A 699-nucleotide genomic window follows, 5' to 3' on the forward strand; every position below is an offset into this window, starting at 1 on the left:
CGTACACCTACACCGTCCGCGCCCGCGACGCGGCGGGCAACCGTTCGGCGGCGAGTGCGGCCGTCACCGCCCAGACCGCGACCGGCGGCGGAGGCAACGAGGACCAGCTCATCTCCCGGGGCAAGCCCGCCACGGCGTCGTCGATCGAGGGGCCTGGGTTCGAGGCCGGTCTGGCGGTGGACGGGAACACCACCAGCCGGTGGGCGTCGGCCGAGGGCGTCGACCCGCAGTGGATCCGGATCGACCTGGGAGGTTCGTACACGATCTCCCGGGTGAGGCTGGACTGGGAGGCGGCCTACGGCTCGGCCTACCGGATCGAGGTCTCTCCCAACGGCACCGACTGGACCAGTGTCCACTCCACCACTTCGGGGGACGGCGCGATCGACGACCTGACGGTGTCGGGAAGCGGCCGGTACGTGCGCCTGTACGGCACCGCGCGAGGCACCGCGTGGGGTTACTCCCTGCACGAGCTCGACGTCTACGGCTCCCCGGGCGGGGGCAATCCCGGTGACACCACCGCTCCCAGCGTGCCTGGTAGCCCGCGTTCGACGGGTACGACGTCGAGCAGCGTGTCGCTGGCCTGGAACGCGTCCACCGACAACGTCGGGGTGACCGGTTACGAGGTCTACCGGGGCGGCAGCCTGGTGGCGACGGTGACCGGCACCACGCACACCGACACCGGCCTGACGGCGTCGACCT

1 protein-coding gene is annotated in these 699 nt (G+C 71.7%); it reads left to right on the plus strand.

Annotated elements, in window-relative coordinates; genetic code table 11:
* On the plus strand, positions 1–699 hold a 699-nt coding region (locus ACSC1Q_RS43000; RefSeq protein ID WP_436764513.1), incomplete at both ends, for a discoidin domain-containing protein.

Origin of the sequence: Streptosporangium heterodermiicola, assembly GCF_051390675.1 — a bacterium.
Classification (GTDB): Bacteria; Actinomycetota; Actinomycetes; order Streptosporangiales; family Streptosporangiaceae; genus Streptosporangium.